3 protein-coding genes are annotated in these 1614 nt (G+C 33.8%); 2 read left to right on the top strand and 1 reads right to left on the bottom strand.

Features of this window, described 5'->3' with window-relative positions; translation table 11 throughout:
• Nucleotides 1-444: substrate-binding domain-containing protein (locus tag CN692_RS19265; RefSeq protein ID WP_179874490.1), on the top strand; the 444-nt coding region annotated here is incomplete at its 5' end.
• A 156-nt stretch (nt 445-600) separates the two neighbouring features.
• Here CN692_RS19265 and CN692_RS19260 read toward each other — a convergent pair.
• The gene (locus CN692_RS19260) at nt 601-918 is read right to left on the bottom strand and encodes a hypothetical protein (RefSeq protein ID WP_098120747.1); all 318 of its coding nucleotides are present in this window, start codon (nt 916-918) and stop codon (nt 601-603) included.
• Nucleotides 919-1139: 221 nt separating this feature from the next.
• On the opposite strand from CN692_RS19260, the gene CN692_RS19255 reads away from it, so the two are divergent.
• A partial coding sequence (locus tag CN692_RS19255) for a substrate-binding domain-containing protein (RefSeq protein ID WP_179874491.1) occupies nt 1140-1614 on the top strand: 475 nt, incomplete at its 3' end.

Here is a 1614-nt window from a genome sequence, read left to right as displayed (position 1 = left end):
AACTGGAAAGAAGTTGGCGGTAAAGACGAGAAAATTAACGTAATTAACCGTCCAGCATCATCTGGTACTCGTGCAGCTTTTGAAAAGAAAGTTATGAAAGAAGTTAAAATTAACGATAGCGTTGGAACAGTTCAAGATTCAAACGGTGCAGTTGAACAAGCTGTAAACTCAACTCCTGGTGCAGTTTCTTATCTTGCTAACTCATATTTAATTGGCGATAAAAAAGATGCTTTAAAAACTGTTCAAATTGATGGGAAAGATTCTTCTACTGAAAACATTACTTCAGGTGCTTACCCATTCTATTCATATGAATACATGATTACAAACGGCGATGCAAAATCTCCAGTTAAAGAATATATCGAATATATTAGTGGAGACGAGTTCTCGAATAAATTAGTTGAAATGGGCTATATCCCAGCTTCAGAAATGTCAGGTTTAGAATAATATTCAAATTAAGCTAACTCGAAAGGTTGCTATGCAACTTTTTGGGTTAGCTTTTTTTTGTGGCGATGATTTTGAACGGTTTGAAATCAGTTTTTCAATGAAGAACACTACAATTTCAACAAAGTTCACGAGTTTATTGACGAAGAACATTACTCATCAATGAAGATCATCAAGATATAAAAGAAGTCCATCAGTTTGATTACCCCAATTTAAACGGGAATCATGACTATTAATGATAATCATCACTATATTAATGAAAATCATCGTCATATGAACGAAGAACATTACTATATTAACAAAAATCACTACCATATTAATGAAGAACATCATTATATGAACGAAGAACCCTACTTTATCAACGAAGAACCCTACTTTATCAACGAAGAACGCCACTTTATCAACGAAGAACGTCACTTTATCAACGAAGAACGCCACTTTATCAACGAAGTTCACAACTTTATCAACAAAGTTCACAAAGTGTTCGTATAAACAAGATAGTAGTTTTCTTTTTAAACCAATCTCAAATGCCCTAAAATCAACTAAATATACACCCCCTTAAAAAGATTTACAATTTCTTTACGATTGATTAAAACTTGCTTAACCTTAAAACTTTAAAGTAGAGATTGTAAGAGATAACAAACAAAAATAAAAACAAAAACAAATTTAAAAATAAAAACAAACATTTTAGGGGGATTATTCAAATGAAACGTGGATTAAAATTAACTTTCGCTGCAATGGCTATTACTGGTATGTTAGCTGGATGTTCTAATAAAGATGACAAGACTACTGGTAAGGCTTCAGATGATAAAAAAGTAGAATTAACTGGAACAATTGGTGCTGCGGGATCAACAGCGTTACAACCACTTGCTGACGAAGCGGCTACAGAATTTATGACAAAGTTCCCACAAGTATCAGTTACAGTTCAAGGTGGCGGTAGTGGAACTGGTGTAAACCAAGTATCTACGGGTGCTATTCAAATTGGTAACTCAGATGTACCAGCTGCTGAAAAATTAGAAGATAAAACATTAGCAAGTTCATTAGTAGAGGCTAAAGTTGCTGGTGTTGGATATTCAATGGTAACGAATAAAGATGTTGGTGTAGATTCACTTACACTTCAACAAATTGAAGATATTTTCGCTGGAAAAGTAACGAACTGGAAAGAAGTTGGCG

Source organism: Bacillus sp. AFS002410, assembly GCF_002556365.1.
GTDB lineage: Bacteria > Bacillota > Bacilli > Bacillales > Bacillaceae_G > Gottfriedia.
This window is presented reverse-complemented; position numbering and strand designations above follow the sequence as displayed.